Annotated in this window: 19 protein-coding genes; 13 read left to right on the forward strand and 6 right to left on the reverse strand. The window is 70.8% G+C overall.

Annotated elements, in window-relative coordinates; all coding sequences use genetic code 11:
- Positions 1–62: 62 nt before the first annotated feature.
- Entirely contained in the window at positions 63–989 is a 927-nt protein-coding gene (locus KU887_RS06640) for a pyridoxal-phosphate dependent enzyme (protein WP_212252665.1), read from the forward strand.
- A gap of 249 nt (positions 990–1238) precedes the next feature.
- Here KU887_RS06640 and KU887_RS06645 read toward each other — a convergent pair whose 3' ends face one another.
- The gene (locus tag KU887_RS06645) at positions 1239–2435 is read right to left on the reverse strand and encodes a DUF2242 domain-containing protein (protein WP_205672015.1); all 1197 of its coding nucleotides are present in this window, start codon (positions 2433–2435) and stop codon (positions 1239–1241) included.
- A gap of 117 nt (positions 2436–2552) precedes the next feature.
- A complete protein-coding gene (locus tag KU887_RS06650; protein ID WP_006497636.1) occupies positions 2553–3446 on the reverse strand; it encodes a LysR family transcriptional regulator in 894 nt (297 codons plus the stop codon).
- A gap of 110 nt (positions 3447–3556) precedes the next feature.
- Between KU887_RS06650 and KU887_RS06655 the strand changes: the two genes are divergently transcribed.
- Both KU887_RS06655 and KU887_RS06660 read left to right on the forward strand, forming a co-directional pair.
- The gene (locus tag KU887_RS06655) at positions 3557–4312 is read left to right on the forward strand and encodes a TerC family protein (RefSeq protein ID WP_034200775.1); all 756 of its coding nucleotides are present in this window, start codon (positions 3557–3559) and stop codon (positions 4310–4312) included.
- Between the two features lie 90 nt (positions 4313–4402).
- Positions 4403–4705, forward strand: a complete 303-nt coding sequence (locus KU887_RS06660) for a zf-TFIIB domain-containing protein (RefSeq protein ID WP_006485320.1) — start codon at positions 4403–4405, stop codon at positions 4703–4705.
- A gap of 110 nt (positions 4706–4815) precedes the next feature.
- Here KU887_RS06660 and KU887_RS06665 read toward each other — a convergent pair whose 3' ends face one another.
- Together KU887_RS06665 and KU887_RS06670 are read right to left on the reverse strand one after the other, a co-directional pair.
- The gene (locus KU887_RS06665) at positions 4816–5226 is read right to left on the reverse strand and encodes an Hsp20/alpha crystallin family protein (protein ID WP_006485316.1); all 411 of its coding nucleotides are present in this window, start codon (positions 5224–5226) and stop codon (positions 4816–4818) included.
- Between the two features lie 16 nt (positions 5227–5242).
- A complete protein-coding gene (locus tag KU887_RS06670) occupies positions 5243–5680 on the reverse strand; it encodes an Hsp20/alpha crystallin family protein (protein WP_006485305.1) in 438 nt (145 codons plus the stop codon).
- Between the two features lie 246 nt (positions 5681–5926).
- Here KU887_RS06670 and KU887_RS06675 point away from each other — a divergent pair, with 246 nt between their 5' ends.
- A complete protein-coding gene (locus KU887_RS06675; RefSeq protein ID WP_006497634.1) occupies positions 5927–6844 on the forward strand; it encodes a 3-hydroxyacyl-CoA dehydrogenase NAD-binding domain-containing protein in 918 nt (305 codons plus the stop codon).
- A 13-nt stretch (positions 6845–6857) separates the two neighbouring features.
- Here KU887_RS06675 and KU887_RS06680 read toward each other — a convergent pair whose 3' ends face one another.
- Both KU887_RS06680 and KU887_RS06685 read right to left on the reverse strand, forming a co-directional pair.
- Positions 6858–7139, reverse strand: a complete 282-nt coding sequence (locus KU887_RS06680) for a DUF4148 domain-containing protein (RefSeq protein ID WP_006485314.1) — start codon at positions 7137–7139, stop codon at positions 6858–6860.
- 160 nt (positions 7140–7299) lie between these two features.
- On the reverse strand, positions 7300–8148 hold the full coding sequence (locus tag KU887_RS06685; protein WP_258255310.1) for a LysR substrate-binding domain-containing protein: 849 nt from the start codon (positions 8146–8148) through the stop codon (positions 7300–7302).
- Between the two features lie 327 nt (positions 8149–8475).
- On the opposite strand from KU887_RS06685, the gene madL reads away from it, so the two are divergent.
- The 9 genes from madL (at position 8476) to mdcH (ending at position 15828) form a co-directional block, all read left to right on the forward strand.
- Positions 8476–8871, forward strand: coding sequence for a malonate transporter subunit MadL (gene madL, locus KU887_RS06690; protein WP_006485307.1), 396 nt, complete (start codon positions 8476–8478; stop codon positions 8869–8871).
- An 11-nt stretch (positions 8872–8882) separates the two neighbouring features.
- Complete coding sequence (gene madM, locus KU887_RS06695; RefSeq protein ID WP_048989198.1) at positions 8883–9650, forward strand: malonate transporter subunit MadM; 768 nt, start codon at positions 8883–8885, stop codon at positions 9648–9650.
- Positions 9651–9783: 133 nt separating this feature from the next.
- The gene (gene mdcA, locus KU887_RS06700) at positions 9784–11430 is read left to right on the forward strand and encodes a malonate decarboxylase subunit alpha (protein ID WP_258255312.1); all 1647 of its coding nucleotides are present in this window, start codon (positions 9784–9786) and stop codon (positions 11428–11430) included.
- 10 nt (positions 11431–11440) lie between these two features.
- A complete protein-coding gene (gene mdcC, locus KU887_RS06705) occupies positions 11441–11755 on the forward strand; it encodes a malonate decarboxylase acyl carrier protein (RefSeq protein ID WP_006485317.1) in 315 nt (104 codons plus the stop codon).
- Complete coding sequence (locus KU887_RS06710) at positions 11752–12687, forward strand: biotin-independent malonate decarboxylase subunit beta (RefSeq protein ID WP_006497631.1); 936 nt, start codon at positions 11752–11754, stop codon at positions 12685–12687. The genes mdcC and KU887_RS06710 overlap by 4 nt, the downstream gene beginning before the upstream one ends.
- Positions 12674–13381, forward strand: coding sequence for a biotin-independent malonate decarboxylase subunit gamma (gene mdcE, locus KU887_RS06715; protein WP_006497630.1), 708 nt, complete (start codon positions 12674–12676; stop codon positions 13379–13381). Before KU887_RS06710 ends, mdcE begins: the two co-directional genes overlap by 14 nt.
- The gene (gene mdcG / locus KU887_RS06720; RefSeq protein ID WP_077189625.1) at positions 13368–14036 is read left to right on the forward strand and encodes a malonate decarboxylase holo-[acyl-carrier-protein] synthase; all 669 of its coding nucleotides are present in this window, start codon (positions 13368–13370) and stop codon (positions 14034–14036) included. The genes mdcE and mdcG overlap by 14 nt, the downstream gene beginning before the upstream one ends.
- The gene (gene mdcB, locus KU887_RS06725; RefSeq protein WP_258255314.1) at positions 14033–14899 is read left to right on the forward strand and encodes a triphosphoribosyl-dephospho-CoA synthase MdcB; all 867 of its coding nucleotides are present in this window, start codon (positions 14033–14035) and stop codon (positions 14897–14899) included. The genes mdcG and mdcB overlap by 4 nt, the downstream gene beginning before the upstream one ends.
- Complete coding sequence (gene mdcH / locus KU887_RS06730) at positions 14896–15828, forward strand: malonate decarboxylase subunit epsilon (protein WP_258255315.1); 933 nt, start codon at positions 14896–14898, stop codon at positions 15826–15828. The genes mdcB and mdcH overlap by 4 nt, the downstream gene beginning before the upstream one ends.
- Positions 15829–15857 lie beyond the last annotated feature (29 nt).

Consider the following 15857-nt stretch of genomic DNA (forward strand, 5'->3'; position numbering starts at 1 on the left):
GTTGCTCCCGCGCTTCGTCGCGCGCCGCATGCGTTTCCTTCTTTCCCACTGCGTTCCGTCCCATGCCGCTTCATATCCCGACCCCCTATATCCGTTCGCACATCGCGTCCCGCCGGCTCGGCAAAACCATCCGGCTGAAGCTCGATGCGTTGCAGCCGTCGGGCTCGTTCAAGCTGCGCGGCATCGGCGCCGTCTGCGAGGCGCGTCATGCAGACGGCGCCCGGCGGTTCGTGTCGTCGTCGGGCGGGAACGCGGGCATCGCGGTCGCGTATTGCGGCCGCGAGCTCGGCGTGCCGGTGCGCGTCGTCGTACCGGAAAGCGCGTCGGCCCGGGCGCGCGAACTGATCCGCGTCGAAGGCGCGGAACTCGTCGTGCACGGGGCAAGCTGGGCCGAGGCGAATGCGTTCGCGCAGTCGACGCTCGACGAGCACGACGCGTTCGTGCATCCGTTCGACGACCGCGTGCTGTGGCAGGGGCACGCGACGATGATCGACGAGATGGCGGCCGTCGGCCCGAAGCCCGACGCGATCGTGCTCGCGGTCGGCGGCGGCGGTCTGCTGTGCGGCGTGCTGGAAGGGCTGGTGCGCAACGGCTGGCACGACGTGCCCGTCGTCGCGGCTGAAACGGCAGGCGCCGACTGCTATGCGCGCTCGGTCGCGCAGGGGCGTCCAGTCGAATTGCCGGCCATCGCGAGCATCGCGACGTCGTTGGGCGCGAAGCGGCCGTGCGACGCGGCGGTCGAATGGGCGACGCGCCACGCGATCCATCCGGTCGTCGTGTCCGATGCCGACGCGGTGGCCGCGTCGCTGCGGTTTGTCGATGAACACCGGATCGTCGTCGAGCCCGCGTGCGGCGCGGCGTTGGCCGCGCTGGAGCGGCCGGTGCCGGTGCCGGTGCTTGCGTCGGCGTCCGACCTCGCCGTGATCGTCTGCGGCGGCGTGACCGCGACCGTCGAGCATCTGCAGACGCTGCGCGCGACGTTGCGGTAGGTGAGGGCGCCGGCAAGCAATGCAGTCGCGAGACGGCGGGTCGCCCGAGATTTCGCGTTTGGTGGCGGCGGGTTTGGGCGCGCGTGGTCAACCGCGACGCGTCGACGTTGCGTGCCCGTCAATCTCGCGCGGCCACGTGTCGGCCCGCGCACGGCTGGATAGGCGGGAACGGCTTCCGGGAAGGATGCGGCGGGGACGTACCGGCGCGCTCCGCCGCCTATGGGCAGGCGCGACGGTTGGGGCGCGTAGTCAGTTCGCGGCGGGTGCGCTCGCGCCGGACGGTGTGGACGATGCGACCGGGTTGGCGGCAGCCGGCGCAGGCGATGCGCTCGATGGTGCCGGTGCCGGTGCCGGTGCCGGTGCGGACGCGGAGGCGGGTGCCGATGCCGCCGACGAAGGCGCGGACGCAGTGGATGACGGAGTGGCGGTGGCTGGCCGTGCGGCCGGACCCGCGGCAGACGCGGGCGCGGAAACCGGCGCGGCCGTCGAGCCGGAGGTCGACGATGGTGCCGGCGCGGTGGCCGGACCCGAAGGCGGCACGGGCGCCGAAGCCGGTGCCGCAGCCGACGCGGGAGCCGGAGCCGATACAGGCGCCGAGCCCGTAGCCGGCGCAGGTGCGGAAGCCGCCGCAGGCGCCACACCCGAGGCCGGCACCGGCCCGGACGCCGCCGGCGCGGCAGCGCGCATCGCCGCCGGCACCGCGACGGCCGATGCCGCGGCCGGCACGGCATTCGCGCCCGACCCGGGCGTGACACCCGGCACCGAAAGCGGCACCGGCGCCGCGGGCGGCGTCGGCACGACCGGCGTCGTCATTTTCATCGGTTCGCCTTGCGGCGTCGGCGCGGGTTCGGGCAGCGGCGCGACGGGCTCCTTCTCGGCGGCCTTCACGGTCGCGCGGTCGCGCCGCGCCGGGTCGATCTTCAGGAAATGCTCGACGAGATTGAAGAACCGCTCGTAGAACACGCCGGCGGGAATCGTCTCGCTGGCGGTCTTGACGAGCGCATCGTCGCTCGAGCCGATCGGCAGCGACAGCGAGCCGAACACGCTGAGGCCGACGCTGGCCGACGTATTCGACTTCTTCAGCGTGTAGCGGTCCTGCACCGCGTTCACGTACGCGATGCTCGACGAGCCGTCCGCGTTCGCGTCCGCGCACACGACGTGAAACTCGATCACGACGTGCATGTCGTTGCTCGGCTGGAAATTCTTGCTGCCGTCGACCGCGTCGTTGCGCGACGACGACACCACGTAGCCCTGGCTCAGCAGCGCGCGCCGCGCGGCCTCGCAGGCCGCGTCGGATTTCGAGTGGAACGTATGCGCATACGGGCTGCTCGTCGCGTCGAACTGTTCCTGCTGGTAGATCGGCTTGGGCGGCGACGAGCATGCCGCCAGCACGGTCGCGGCCGCGAGCGCGCACGAAACGGAAAACAGGCGAAATCGGTTGTGCATGGCGTCTTTCAGAAGGCTCGGCGAGAGGCGGCGCAAGGGCGGTGCCTGGATGGCGCGCGCGTGCACATCTCGTATGGCCGGGGCGACATTATAGTTTCGTTTGATGTCGCGCTCGCTTCAGCCGGCCGGCGCGCCGCGCGCCGCGGCCAGCAATTGCGCCGTCAGCGGATGGTGTTCGCCGCGCCGGGAGCGGATCGCGTGGATCTCCTCGGTCACGTCGCCCGCGCGCCCGAGCCGCCTGAGCCCGCGCAGCAGCGACGCATCGTTCGCACCGAGTTCGCTCAGCGCAAACACGCCGAGGCCGCGCGCCGCGAACACGGCCATCAGCGCGCTGTCCTCGAACTCGCCGGCCACGCGCGGCACGATCCGCTCGCTTTCCAACCACCCGTCGAGGCGCGCGCGCAACGCGGAATGCGCGGTCGGCAGCAGCACGGGCAGCTCGGCGAGGCACTGCGGAAAGCGCTGCCGCGCGGCCGGCGTGACGAGTGCCGCGGGCCCGTACCAGTCGACTGGCGACGCCACGAGCCGCTCGCTCGTCACGCGCAGGTTCGACCCGGACGGCGCGCCCTGGCCGGCCAGCACGAGATCCAGATGATGCAGCGCGAGCTCCGCGAGCAGCGCGTCGTGCTCGCCCTCGTGGCACAGCAGCCGCAGCGTCGGCGTGTCGAGCACCGGGGCCAGGAGCGCGTGCGCGGCGAGCTTGGAGATGCCGTCCGCGAGGCCGACCGCGAGCCGCACGGTCGGCTGGCTGGCCGCCGCGCGCACGTCGTCGGGAATCAGCCGGCCCATCTCGAAGATGACTTCCGCGCGCGCGAACGCGGCCTGCCCGGCGTCGGTCATCGCCACGCCGCGCCCGGCCGGGCGCAACAACTGGTGCCCGAGCGATTTCTCCAGCTCGCGCACCTGCGCGCTGATCGTCTGCACGGCCATGTCCAGCCGGGCGGCGGCGCGTGCGAAGCCGCCTTCCTTCACGACGACCCAGAAATAGTACAGATGTCGAAAATTCAGCATCGCAGCGGGGGTATATCGGAAAAACCGAACCTAAAATCAGATTCTCTCTGATTTTTTCGAAGTGTGGGGCGGCATATCATCAGGCTTTCCACTTTCGTATCGGCCCTCCCATGGACTACCTGCTGACGCTTGCCACCGACCCCGCCGTCTGGGCCGCGCTCCTGACGCTCGTCGTGATGGAAGTCGTGCTCGGCATCGACAACCTGATCTTCATCTCGATCCTCAGCAACAAGCTGCCCGAAGCGCAGCGCGCACGCACGCAGCGCCTCGGCATCGGGCTCGCGCTGGTGATGCGCCTGGCGCTGCTGGGCAGCGTCGCGTGGATCGCGAGCCTGACCGAACCCGTGTTCACGCTGTTCGACCATGCGTTCTCGTGGCGCGACATGATCCTGCTGTCGGGGGGCCTGTTCCTCGTGTGGAAGGCGACCACCGAAATCCATCACCACGTGTCGCACGACGGCGACGCCGCGGGCGGGGCGGCCGGCGCGGCCGGCCTGACGGTGTGGGCCGCGATCGGCCAGATCGTGATGCTCGACATCGTGTTCTCGATCGACAGCATCGTGACCGCGATCGGCATGACCGAGCACGTTCCGATCATGTTCGTCGCCGTGATCGTCGCCGTGACCGTGATGCTGTTCGCCGCGCAGCCGCTCGCGCGCTTCATCGACCGCAACCCGACGATCGTGATGCTCGCGCTGTCGTTCCTGGTCGTGATCGGCATGACGCTGATCGCCGAAGGGTTCGGGTCGCACGTGCCGAAGGGCTACATCTATGCGGCGATGGCGTTCTCGGCGTTCGTCGAGGGCATGAACATGCTGGCGCGGCGCGCGAAGGCGAAGCGGGCGGCGCGCGCGGCACGCGACTGAGCCGGCGCGCGTGACGCCGGCCGCTGCGGCGGCCGGTTCGCGCGCCTCATACGGAATCCGAATGAAATTCGCACGGAAAGGAGAAGCGCGATGAAATGTCCTGTCTGCAAGACGCCCGACCTGCTGATGGCCGAGCGCCAGTCGATCGAGATCGACTACTGTCCGACCTGCCGCGGCGTGTGGCTCGATCGCGGCGAACTCGACAAGCTGATCGCCCGGGAAACCGGCGACGCGCCGGTACGTCGCGACGCCGCGCCCGCACAACACGATACGCATGCGCAGCGCGGCCGTGACGATGGCTGGGGGCGCGATGGTCGCTCGTACGACGAGCGTGACCGGCATGACGGCCGGCGTCGCAAGAAGTCGGTGTTCGACCTGTTCGATTTCGATTGAAGCGGGCGTCCGCGCGCGTGAACGCGCGCGGCCCGATGCAAGAAAGCCCCGCCGGCAGCGCGCCGGACGGGGCTTTTTCATGCGCGTCGCGTCAGGACACGCATCGGCACTTACGCGTTGCCGGCCGTCACGTCGATGCGGCGCGGACGCGTTTGCTCGCGGCGCGGGATCGTCAGCGTCAGCACGCCGTCGCGCAGGTTCGCGTCGATCCGCGACGTGTCGAGGTCGGCGCTCAGCACGAAGGATCGCGCATAGCGCGTCGCGCGCACTTCCGCATGTCGCACGCGCAGGTCGGCCGGTGTGTCGATGTGCGTCGTGGCTTCGATCGTCAGCGTCGTGTCGTGCACCTTCACGTCGAGATTCTCGCGCGGCACGCCCGGCAGGTCGGCGCGCAGCGTGACGCCGCGTTGATCCTCGACGATGTCGACGGACGGGATGATCGCGGGCCGGCGCGCGGCTTCGGCAGCCGCGGGGTGAACGGTGTCGGTTTGGCGTTCGGCCAGGGTCGGGTTCGTGTTCATGTCGATATCCTGAAGATTACTGAATGGTGATCGCGCGCGGCTTCGCCGCTTCGCGCCGGCCGACGCGAATCAGCAGGCAGCCGTTTTCATAGCGGGCGCTGACCTGGTCGGGGTCCGCGTCGCGCGGCAGTTCGACCACACGGCGGAACGCGCCGTGAAAGCGCTCCTGCGCATACGTGCGCACGTCGTCGCCTTCGCGCGGCGCCGGCTTGCGTTCGCCGCTGATCGTCAGCAGATCCTTGTCGATCGACACGTCGAAGTCGGCCGCGGCCATGCCGGGCGCGAACGCGACGATCTCGATCGCGTCGTCGGTGGCGCCGACGTTGAGCGCGGGAAACGCGCCGGGACGCACCGCGCGGATGCCGGACGGGCGTTCGCCGAGCAGGCTCGCCATCTGCCGCTGCACGCGGGCGAATTCGTCGAACAGATCGTGGCCGAAATGGATACCGCTCATGTTGGTCCTCCTGAACAGGGAACGCGGGAGACGTGACGGCGCGACGCCTGCGGCGGGCGCGACGGGTGGCTCCACTGGGTCGATACGGGGGCGGTGCGTGGTAGTCGGCACTGCCCGACGACGCTTAATTAGTGGCCGCCGTCGCGCATTTCAAGAGGGCATCCGCAATCGGCGTCGACGCAGGTGAGCGGGATTCGATGCGACAATCGCTGCGGCATATCTGCAGACCAACGACACGGGACAACCATGGACATTCGACGTATCGCGATCGTCGGCGCCGGCGTGATCGGCGCGAGCTGGACCGCTTTCTACCTGACGCAGGGTTTCGACGTCGTCGTGACCGACCCGGCGCCGCAAGCCGACGCGCGGCTGCGCGACGCGCTGGCCGCGTTCCTCGGCGAGCGGGCCGCCGAACTTGCCGCGCGGCTGTCGTTCGACGCCGATCTCCTGCGGGCGCTCGACGGCGTCGACTTCGTGCAGGAGAACGGCCCCGAGCGACTCGACCTGAAGCGTGCGCTCTATCGCCAGATGGACGACGTGCTGCCCGCGCACGTGCCGATCGCGTCGAGCTCGTCGGGCCTGAAGATGTCCGACATCCAGACCGCGTGCGCGAAGCATCCGGAACGCTGCCTGATCGCGCATCCGTTCAATCCCCCGCATCTGATCCCGCTCGTCGAGCTGGTCGGCGGCGATGCGACCGGCCAGGACGTGATCGCGCGCGTGAAGCAGTTCTACGATGCGCTCGGCAAGCAGACCATCGTCCTCAACAAGGAAATGACGGGCCACGTCGCGAACCGGCTCGCGGCCGCGCTGTTCCGCGAGGTGTATCACCTCGTCGGCGAAGGCGTCGTGAGCGTCGCCGATGCGGACAAGGCCGTCGCGTGGGGCCCCGGCCTGCGCTGGGGGCTGATGGGGCAGTGCCTGACCTATCACCTCGGCGGCGGCGCGGGCGGGATCGCGCACTTCCTCGAACACCTGTCAGGGCCGATCACGAGCTGGTGGGACGACCTCGGCGCGCCGTCGTTCGATCCGGACGTCGATCGCAAGCTGAACGACGAGCTGCGCGCGATCCAGGGCGAGCGCTCGATGCAGGAACTGGCGGCGGAGCGCGACCGGTTGCTCGTCGAACTGATCGACGCGCGGCGCCGCAGCTTCCTGCCCTGATCCGGCGCGCCGGCTATTGCTGCGACGTCGATTGCGGAGCGGGCGGCGTCTGCGCCAGCCAGCCGGGGTTCGTGGCCTGCACGAGTTCGCGGTTGCGCGCGCGGGTCGCGGCGTTCGGCGGGTAGTTGCCGTCGTTCGTCGGCAGTTCGCCGTCGAGATAGGCCTGCTTGAGCTGGTCGATGACTTCCGCGCGCGTCAGGCCCGGTGCGGGGGCCGCCGCATCGGTCTGGGCAAAGGCGGGGGACAGCAGCGCGGCTGCAGCGGTCGCGACGGCGAATCGCAGGACGTTCTTCATGGCGGGCTCCGATCAAGGGGACGGTACCGGTGGCGCGCGGCGCGATACCGTGCGTTCCGATGGGGCCCATTGTCGCGAGCGGGTGCTGCGCGGACGATGACGCGTTCCGGGCAAAGCTGTCAGGTGCGGCGGGCGCACCCGTGCGGTGCGCGCGGCGCCGCTACAACTCGGCCGCCGCGGTGATCAGCGTGGCTTCGAGCGCGAGCGTCGAACGCGACGCGGCCGCCGGGCGGTCGATCACGTATTCGAGTTCGCCGAGTTCCGGCAGCCCCGCCTCGAGCCGCGCGAGCCCGGCCGGGATCACGTAGCCGGCGAACGCGCTGACGCCGAGCCCCGCGCTCGCGGCCGCCCGCAATACCGCGATGCTGCTGCTCACGACGGCGATCCGGTACGGTCGCCCGACGGCCTCGAGCGATTCGAGCACACGGCGGCGCGACACGCTCGGCTCCGGATGCATCGCGAGCGGCAGCACGGCCTCGTGGCCGGTGATCCGCGAATCGGGGCTGGTGCACCAGTACAGCGGTTCGCTGCGGATCACGCGGCCGCGCCGGCTGCCGGCGATGCGTTTCGCGAACACGAGATCGTGCCGGCCTTCGTCGAGCGCGTCGAACAGGTCGCCCGACAGCCCGGTCGAGATCGCGAGCTCGACGTCCGGGTTGCGCTGCACGAAGCTCGCGAGCGCGGCCGTCAGGTGCGCCGACGCGAAATCCTCCGACATCGCGAGCCGCACCTTGCCCGACAGCGGCGGCCCGCATACCGACGTGACGGCCTCGTCCATCAGTTCGAGGATGCGCACCGCGTAGCGGAACAGCGCGTCGCCGTGCTGCGACAGGTGCACGTTGCGCGTGTCGCGCTCGAACAGCGGCCGGTCGAGCAGCTCCTCGAGGCGGCGGATATGCTGGCTGACGGTCGATTGCGACAGGTTCACGCGCTCGGACGCGGCGGTGAAGCTGCCGGACTGGGCGACGGCGACGAAACTGCGCAGCAGCTCGGGCGGTAACGGACGCATTGCTAAATCCACTGAATCGGTTTCGACAACTTCATAAATGGCCGGATTTTGCGGCGCTAGTATCGGATCACGCGCCAGTGCGGCCTCCGCGAACGAGGCGCCGGGCGCGTAGCCCGTGTCGCGCCGCCGGCTGCTTCGGTCAGTCTAAGCCATCCGGCGTCCGGCCCGAAACCGCATCATCCCATCGACCCCGAGAACGTGCTCGCACGACGAGCCGCCGGGCCGCGGCGCCCCGCCGCAGGAGACAGACAGTCCGCCCGGGATCGGCGTGCGGGCCTGACTCCCGCACGCGTCAGGCGCCCGTCACGAAGAGACTGGAGACGACTCATGATCATCTACGGAACCGCGCTGCTGGCGTTCTGCCACCTGGCCGGACTGTTCCTCGGCGACCTGCTCGGCAGCGCGATCGGCGTGAAGACCAACGTCGGCGGCGTCGGCATCGCGATGCTGCTGCTGATCTGCCTGCGCTTGTGGCTGCACCGGCGCGGCTGGCTGCCGAAGGAGACCGAGGCCGGCGTCGGTTTCTGGGGCGCGATGTACATCCCGGTCGTCGTCGCGATGGCCGCGAACCAGAACGTCGTCGCCGCGCTGAAGGGCGGCCCGGTCGCGCTGCTGGCCGCCGTCGGCGCGGTCGCGATCTGCGCCTGCTGCATCGCGGTACTCGCGCGCACGGGGCGCGACGACACGGCCTTCGCGGGCGTGCCGCAATTCGAAGAACAATAACGGAGGCCGCCATGCTGCAGATGCTCGAAAAAACCGTCGCCCACAACGGGCTCGTCGCGTCGTTCGCGCTGGTCGGCCTGATCATGTGGCTGTCGTCGATCGCGTCGCGCAAGCTCACGTTCGGCCGCGTGCACGGCTCGGCGATCGCGATCGTCATCGGTCTCGTGCTCGCCTACGTCGGCGGCGCATTCACCGGCGGCGAGAAGGGGCTGGCCGACGTCAAGCTGTTCGCCGGCATCGGCCTGATGGGCGGCGCGATGCTGCGCGATTTCGCGATCGTCGCGACCGCGTTCGAAGTGCAGCCGACCGAGGCGCGCAAGGCCGGGCTCGTCGGCGTCGTGTCGCTGCTGCTCGGCACCGTGCTGCCGTTCATCGTCGGCGCCTGCATCGCGCGCGCATTCGGCTACACCGACGCGGTCAGCATGACGACGATCGGCGCGGGCGCCGTCACCTACATCGTCGGGCCCGTCACCGGCGCGGCGATCGGCGCGAGTTCCGACGTGATCGCGCTCAGCATCGCGACCGGGCTCGTGAAGGCGATCATCGTGATGGTCGGCACGCCGGTCGCGGCCAACTTCATGGGCCTGAAGACGCCGCGCTCCGCGATGATCTTCGGCGGGCTGGCCGGCACCGTCAGCGGTGTGAGCGCGGGCCTTGCCGCGACGGATCGCCGGCTCGTCCCGTACGGCGCGCTGGTCGCCACGTTCCATACCGGCATCGGCTGCCTGCTCGGGCCGTCGCTGCTGTTCTTCACGACGCGCGCGCTGGTCGGCGGGTAGGGCGATGCGACGCGGTCCGCGTGCGGGCCGCCCATCCATCGCGGCGTCCTCTGAGTCGCATTCTGCAACTTCATCAATCGACAGCGGCGCCAGGCTTAGAATGCCGCTGAACCCTCGAAGCGGAGAACTGTTCATGACGGGATGGAATCACGCGCGGCAGGCGCGCGATGCACGCCTCGCGGCCGGCGCGGCTTACGCGCAAGGCAAGCGGGTCGATGCGCGCGACACCGTCGCGCTGCTCGAAGCGGTGCTGCGGCCCGGCGACCGCGTGTGCCTCGAAGGCGACAACCAGAAGCAGGCCGACCTGCTCGCGACGGCGCTCGCCGACGTCGACAGCGCGAAGATCCACGACCTGCACATGGTGCAGTCGGGTGTCGTGCTGCCCGAGCATCTTGACGTGTTCGAGCGCGGCATCGCGAAGCGGCTCGACTTCGCGTATTCGGGCCCGCAGTCGCAGCGCATCGCGAAGCTGCTGTTCGGCGGCAAGATCGCGCTCGGCGCGGTGCATACCTATCTCGAACTGTTCGCCCGCTACTTCATCGACCTCACGCCGCAGGTCGCGTTGATCGCCGCCGTGAGCGCCGATCGCGACGGCAACCTGTACACCGGCCCGAACACCGAGGACACGCCGACCGTCGTCGAGGCCACCGCCTTCAAGGACGGCATCGTGATCGCGCAGGTCGACCGCATCGTCGACAAGGTGCCGCGCGTCGACATCCCCGGCGATCGCGTGCATTTCGTCGTCGAGGCCGGCCGGCCGTTCTACGTCGAGCCGCTGTTCACGCGCGATCCGGCCGCGATCACCGAAACGCAGATCCTGACCGCGATGCTCGCGATCAAGGGCATCTACGAGCCGTACGGGATCAAGCGCCTGAACCACGGGATCGGCTTCAACACGGCCGCGATCGAGCTGCTGCTGCCGACCTACGGCGAAAAGCTCGGGCTGAAGGGCAAGGTCTGCACGCACTGGGCGCTCAACCCGCATCCGACGCTGATTCCCGCGATCGAATCGGGCTGGGTCGAGCAGATCCACTGCTTCGGTTCCGAGGTCGGGATGGACGACTACATCCGCGCGCGCTCCGACGTGTGGTTCACGGGCCCCGACGGGTCGCTGCGCTCGAACCGCGCGTTCTGCCAGACGGCCGGCCTCTATGCGTGCGACATGTTCATCGGCTCGACGCTGCAGATCGACCTGTCCGGCCACTCGTCGACGGTCACGGCCGAGCGGATCGCCGGCTTCGGCGGCGCGCCGAACATGGGCAGCGACGCGCGCGGCCGGCGCCATCCGAGCGAGCCGTGGCTGAAGGCCGGCGCGGAAGCCGACCCCGACACGCCGGCGGCGCTGCGGCGCGGCCGCAAGCTGGTCGTGCAGATCGGCGAGACGTTCGGCGACAAGAACGTGCCGATGTTCGTCGAGAAGCTCGACGCGCTGAAGCTCGCGGACAAGCTGCAGCTCGACCTCGCGCCGATCATGGTCTATGGCGACGACGTCACGCACATCGTCACCGAGGAAGGGATCGCGAACCTGCTGATGTGCCGCGACAAGGACGAACGCGAGCACGCGATCCGCGGCGTCGCCGGCTATACCGGCGTCGGCCGCGGCCGCGACCGGAAGATGGTCGAGCGGCTGCGCGAGCGCGGCGTGATCCGCCGCCCGGAGGATCTCGGCATCGATCCGCTCGACGCCGACCGCCGCTGGCTCGCCGCGCGGTCGATCAAGGATCTGGTGCACTGGTCGGGCGGGCTCTATGCGCCGCCGGCCCGGTTCCGCAACTGGTGAGGAAGAGGGCATGGAACAGTTGAACTATCGCTTCACCGCGCGCGAACGCGCGAAGGGCGAGCAGGCCGCGGCGCTCGTCGGCGTGGTCGCGTCCGGCAATCTCGAGGTGCTCGTCGAGCGCGTGCTGCCGGGCAACGAATGCGAGATCGACATCCGCACCGCGGCCGTCGGTTTCGGCGCGGTCTGGCAGGCGGTCGTATCGGATTTCGTCGAACGGCGTACGCCGGGCGGCCTGAAGCTGTCGATCAACGACGGCGGCGCGCGGCCCGACATGGTGTCGCTGCGGCTCGCGCAGGCCGTGCGCGCGATCGAGGGGGACGCATGACGAACGACGTGATCCACGACGCACCGGCGTTCGTCGCGAACGCGGCGAGCTGGTACGAAGCGTCGGCGCGACAGCGCATCGACGGGCTGCTCGACGCAGGCAGTTTCACGGAGTTCCTCGGGCCGGCCGAGCGCGTGACGAGCCCGCACCTGCCGCTGTTCGCGCTGCCGCAGCAGTTCGACGACGGGATGGTGGTCGGGCACGGCCGGCTCGACGGCCGGCCCGTGTTCGTCGCCGCGCAGGAGGGCCGTTTCATGGGCGGCGCGTTCGGCGAAGTGCACGGCGCGAAACTCACCGGGTTGCTGCGCGCCGCGCGCGAAGTCGGCAAGCCGGTGCTGATCCTGTTCGATACGGGCGGCGTGCGGTTGCAGGAAGCGAATGCGGGCGAGCTCGCGATCGCCGAGATCATGCGCGCGCTCGTCGACGCGCGGGCCGCCGGCGTGCCGGTGATCGGGCTGATCGGCGGGCGCGCGGGCTGCTACGGCGGCGGCGGATTGCTCGCCGCGTGCTGTTCGGCGCTCGCGGTGTCGGAGCAGGGGCGCATCAGCGTGTCGGGTCCCGAAGTGATCGAGACCAATCGCGGCGTCGAGGAATTCGACTCGAAGGATCGCGCGCTGATCTGGCGCACGATGGGCGGCAAGCATCGGCGCTTGATCGGCGGCGCCGATCGCTACGTGGCCGATACGCCGGACGCGTTTCGCGCGGCCGCGCTCGACTTGATCGGCCGCGCGCCGACGTTCGATGCGGCGATGCTGCGCGCGGAACAGGCGCGTCTCGAAGCGCGGGTCGAACGGTTCGGCGGCTGCAACGATGCGCTCGACGTGTGGCGTGCGCTCGGGGCCGATCGGCCGGAAGCGATTCCCGGAATGTCCGACGATGAATTCGCGAAGCTGGCCGATCAACTGCAGGAGCCCCAGCATGACGCTCGATGAAGTACTGAACTCGCTGTTTCCCGCCGGCCATTCGATTGCGCGCAAGGGCGGCTTGCTGACGGGCCACGCGGCATTGGCCGGCACGCGCGTCGACGTGATCGGCGTGGCCGACCGCCTGCCGTTCGGCATCGACGAGGCGCTGACGCTCGCGTCGTGCGTGCTCGACACGATCGCGCGTGGCGGCGACACGCCGATCCTCGTGCTGGTCGACAGCGACAGCCAGCGGATGAGCAAGCGCGACGAACTGCTCGGCCTGAACGAAGGGCTGTCGCATCTCGCGAAGTGCCTGATGCATGCGGATCTCGCCGGGCACCGGACGATCGGCGTGCTGTACGGCCACACGGCCGCCGGCGCGTTCATCGCGACCGCGCTCGCGACGCGCACGCTGCTCGCGGTGCCGGGCGCCGAGCCGGAGGTGATGGACCTGCCGTCGATGTCGCGCGTGACCAAGCTGCCGATCGACGTGCTGAAGGAGATGGCGCGTTCGACACCGGTATTCGCGCCGGGGCTCGACAACCTCGTGAAGATGGGCGCCGTCGACGCCGTGCTCGATCCGTCCCGCGCGCTCGACGCGCAGGTCGGCGAATGGCTCGGCAAGCCGGCCGAGCGCATCGACCGGCGCGCGGCGCGCGGCCGGCCGGTCGCGACGGACGTCGCCGCCCGCGTCGAGGCACTCGCGCGTGCCGCACGCTGAGCTGCCGCTGCGCCGCCACACGCTCGTCACGCTGACGGCGGCCGGGTGGGGCGCGGCATTCGCCCGCGACCCCGCGCTCGCCGGTGATCCGCTCGTGCGTGCATGGGCCGAACGCGGCTGGCCGCTGATCGTGCGTCGCGCGTCGCCGGATGAAGCCGATGCCGGCCGCGTGCCGCTCGGCCTGCCGTTGCCGCCGTCGGCGGGCAAGCGGCGCATCGCGCTGAACGCGGCCGCCGGCGCGCTCGCGACGATCGGCCCGCTGCCGACCTTGACGGACGTACTCGCCGCCGCGCCCGCGGCATGGCATGCGCCGCTGCACGAGCTCGCGGCGCTCGGCGCACGCTGCGGCGTGCAGGGTCGCGTGTTCGGCAGCCTCGCCTGGCAGGCGCTGACGGGCGAGCCTTACCTCGGCGCCTCGTCCGATCTCGATATCGTGTTTCGGCTGCCGGATCCCGCATCGCTCGCCCCGTTGCTCGACGGCCTCGCGGCGATCGACGCGCGCGCACCGATGCGCATCGACGGCGAACTGCTGCGCGCCGACGGCGCGGGCGTCAACTGGCGCGAACTGCACGCGCGGTTGCCCGAAGTCGCGGTGAAGACCGCGATTGAGGTCGAATTGATGCGCGCCGACGCCTTCACCGGAGGCCCGCGATGACCGCACGGGCTGCCTGCCGCGTAGCGGCGCCGTCCGATGCCGAACGCATCGCGGCGCTGGCCGAGCGCAGCCTCGTGCTCGAGATCGACACCTATCCGAAGCCGGGCCTCGTCAGCCACGTCGACACCGGCAGTCACACGGACATGGATGCCGCGACGTTCGCGCGCAGCGCCGCCGTGCTGCGGCCGTACTTCGCGGAACTCGCCGACGCGGGTGCGCGCGACGCCGACATGGCCGTGCTGCGGAAGATCGGCCTGCGCGCCGAGCACGCGATGCTCGCCGCGACCGGCGGCGTCAATACGCATCGCGGCGCGATCTTCGGGCTCGGGCTGCTGTGCGCGGCCGCCGGCCGGCGCGCGATGCCGGGCGCGGTGCCGGCCGGGACGACGCTTGGCGCGTTCGTGTCGCGCCGGTGGGGCGTCGAGATCCTCGGCGGCCCGCGTTTGCCGGACAGCCACGGCGAGCGCGCGAGCCGGCGCTACGGTGTCGGCGGTGCGCGTCGTGAGGCGGCCGACGGCTTTCCGACCGTGTACGCGGTCGGATTGCCGGCGCTGCGCCGCGCCCGGCGCGACCTGCCGGACGATCCGGAAGCCGCGCGGGTCGCTGCGTGTTTCGCGCTGATCGCCGCGCTCGACGACACGAATCTGCTGCACCGGGGCGGGCAGGACGGCCTCGATTTCGCCCGCGCGACTGCCCGTGCGTTCGTCGCGTGCGGCGGCGTGCGGGCGCGCGACTGGCGGCTGCGCGCGACGGCCGCGCATCGTGCGTTCGTGGCGCGCCGGCTGAGCCCGGGCGGGGCGGCCGACCTGCTCGCGATGAGCGTGTTCGTCGATGCGCTCGAAGCCGAACGGGACGCGCGATGACGCTGGCCATCCTGTGCTCGGGCCAAGGCGCGCAGCGCGCCGACATGTTCGACCTCACCGGGTCGGCGCCGCAGGCCGATGCACTGTTCGCGCATGCGGGCCGGCTGCTCGGCGACGATCCGCGCACGTGGGTCCGGCAGGCCGGGCCCGATGCGCTGCGGGACAACCGCGCCGCGCAGATCCTCTGCACGGTCCAGGCGCTCGCGGCGGCCGCGCTGCTCGACGCGGTGTGGCCGCGCCGACGCTGTGTCGCCGGCTACAGCGTCGGCGAGGTCGGCTCGTGGAGCGTCGCGGGAATGATCGGGCCGCACGACGCGCTCGACCTGGCCGATGCGCGGGCGCGCGCGATGGATGCCGCGAGCAGCGGCGACGAGCGGATGGTGTTCGTGCGCGGCCTGACGCGCGTGCAACTGGCGCAGTTGTGCGACGGTCGCGACGCGGCCATTGCGATCGCGAACCCCGGCGATGCGTTCGTGGTCGCCGGGCGGCATGCCGATGTCGATGCCGTGGCCGACGACGCGCAGCGCGCCGGCGCGCTGCGCGTCGCGCCCGTCTGCGTGCGGATCGCGTCGCACACGCGCCGGCTGGCCGCCGCCGTGCCGGCATTCCGCGCGACGCTGGCCGCGACGCGCGTGCGCCGGCCGCCGCCCGGCACGCGGCTGTTCTCGGGAATCGACGGCGCGTCGGTGCTCGATGTCGATACGGGCCTCGACAAGCTCGCGCGGCAGATCGCGGAGCCGGTCGAGTGGGCGGCCTGCCTCGCCGCGTGCGTGGAGGCCGGCGCCACCGCGTTTCTCGAACTCGGCCCGGGGCGCGCGCTGGCCGAGATGGCGGGCGGCGCGTATCCCGCGTTGCCGGCGCGCAGCCTCGCGGATTTCCGTTCGGTCGACGGCGTGACGAGTTGGCTCGCGCGCGTCGCAGCCGGCTGATCGACGGGGTGAAACCGGCGTGAAACCCG

This window comes from Burkholderia sp. EMB26 (assembly GCF_024730645.1).
GTDB lineage: Bacteria > Pseudomonadota > Gammaproteobacteria > Burkholderiales > Burkholderiaceae > Burkholderia > Burkholderia cenocepacia.

Excerpts from the sequence above, each read along its gene's own strand:
- KU887_RS06680 (WP_006485314.1), bottom strand. The coding sequence starts at position 7,139 with ATGAAGAACGTCCTGCGATTCGCCGTCGCGACCGCTGCAGCCGCGCTG.
- KU887_RS06655 (WP_034200775.1), top strand. The coding sequence starts at position 3,557 with ATGGACTACCTGCTGACGCTTGCCACCGACCCCGCCGTCTGGGCCGCG.
- madL (WP_006485307.1), top strand. The coding sequence starts at position 8,476 with ATGATCATCTACGGAACCGCGCTGCTGGCGTTCTGCCACCTGGCCGGA.
- KU887_RS06670 (WP_006485305.1), bottom strand. The coding sequence starts at position 5,680 with ATGAGCGGTATCCATTTCGGCCACGATCTGTTCGACGAATTCGCCCGC.
- KU887_RS06645 (WP_205672015.1), bottom strand. The coding sequence starts at position 2,435 with ATGCACAACCGATTTCGCCTGTTTTCCGTTTCGTGCGCGCTCGCGGCC.
- KU887_RS06675 (WP_006497634.1), top strand. The coding sequence starts at position 5,927 with ATGGACATTCGACGTATCGCGATCGTCGGCGCCGGCGTGATCGGCGCG.
- KU887_RS06650 (WP_006497636.1), bottom strand. The coding sequence starts at position 3,446 with ATGCTGAATTTTCGACATCTGTACTATTTCTGGGTCGTCGTGAAGGAA.
- mdcE (WP_006497630.1), top strand. The coding sequence starts at position 12,674 with ATGACGCTCGATGAAGTACTGAACTCGCTGTTTCCCGCCGGCCATTCG.
- KU887_RS06710 (WP_006497631.1), top strand. The coding sequence starts at position 11,752 with ATGACGAACGACGTGATCCACGACGCACCGGCGTTCGTCGCGAACGCG.
- KU887_RS06685 (WP_258255310.1), bottom strand. The coding sequence starts at position 8,148 with ATGCGTCCGTTACCGCCCGAGCTGCTGCGCAGTTTCGTCGCCGTCGCC.
- KU887_RS06660 (WP_006485320.1), top strand. The coding sequence starts at position 4,403 with ATGAAATGTCCTGTCTGCAAGACGCCCGACCTGCTGATGGCCGAGCGC.
- mdcB (WP_258255314.1), top strand. The coding sequence starts at position 14,033 with ATGACCGCACGGGCTGCCTGCCGCGTAGCGGCGCCGTCCGATGCCGAA.
- KU887_RS06665 (WP_006485316.1), bottom strand. The coding sequence starts at position 5,226 with ATGAACACGAACCCGACCCTGGCCGAACGCCAAACCGACACCGTTCAC.
- mdcC (WP_006485317.1), top strand. The coding sequence starts at position 11,441 with ATGGAACAGTTGAACTATCGCTTCACCGCGCGCGAACGCGCGAAGGGC.
- mdcA (WP_258255312.1), top strand. The coding sequence starts at position 9,784 with ATGACGGGATGGAATCACGCGCGGCAGGCGCGCGATGCACGCCTCGCG.
- KU887_RS06640 (WP_212252665.1), top strand. The coding sequence starts at position 63 with ATGCCGCTTCATATCCCGACCCCCTATATCCGTTCGCACATCGCGTCC.
- madM (WP_048989198.1), top strand. The coding sequence starts at position 8,883 with ATGCTGCAGATGCTCGAAAAAACCGTCGCCCACAACGGGCTCGTCGCG.
- mdcH (WP_258255315.1), top strand. The coding sequence starts at position 14,896 with ATGACGCTGGCCATCCTGTGCTCGGGCCAAGGCGCGCAGCGCGCCGAC.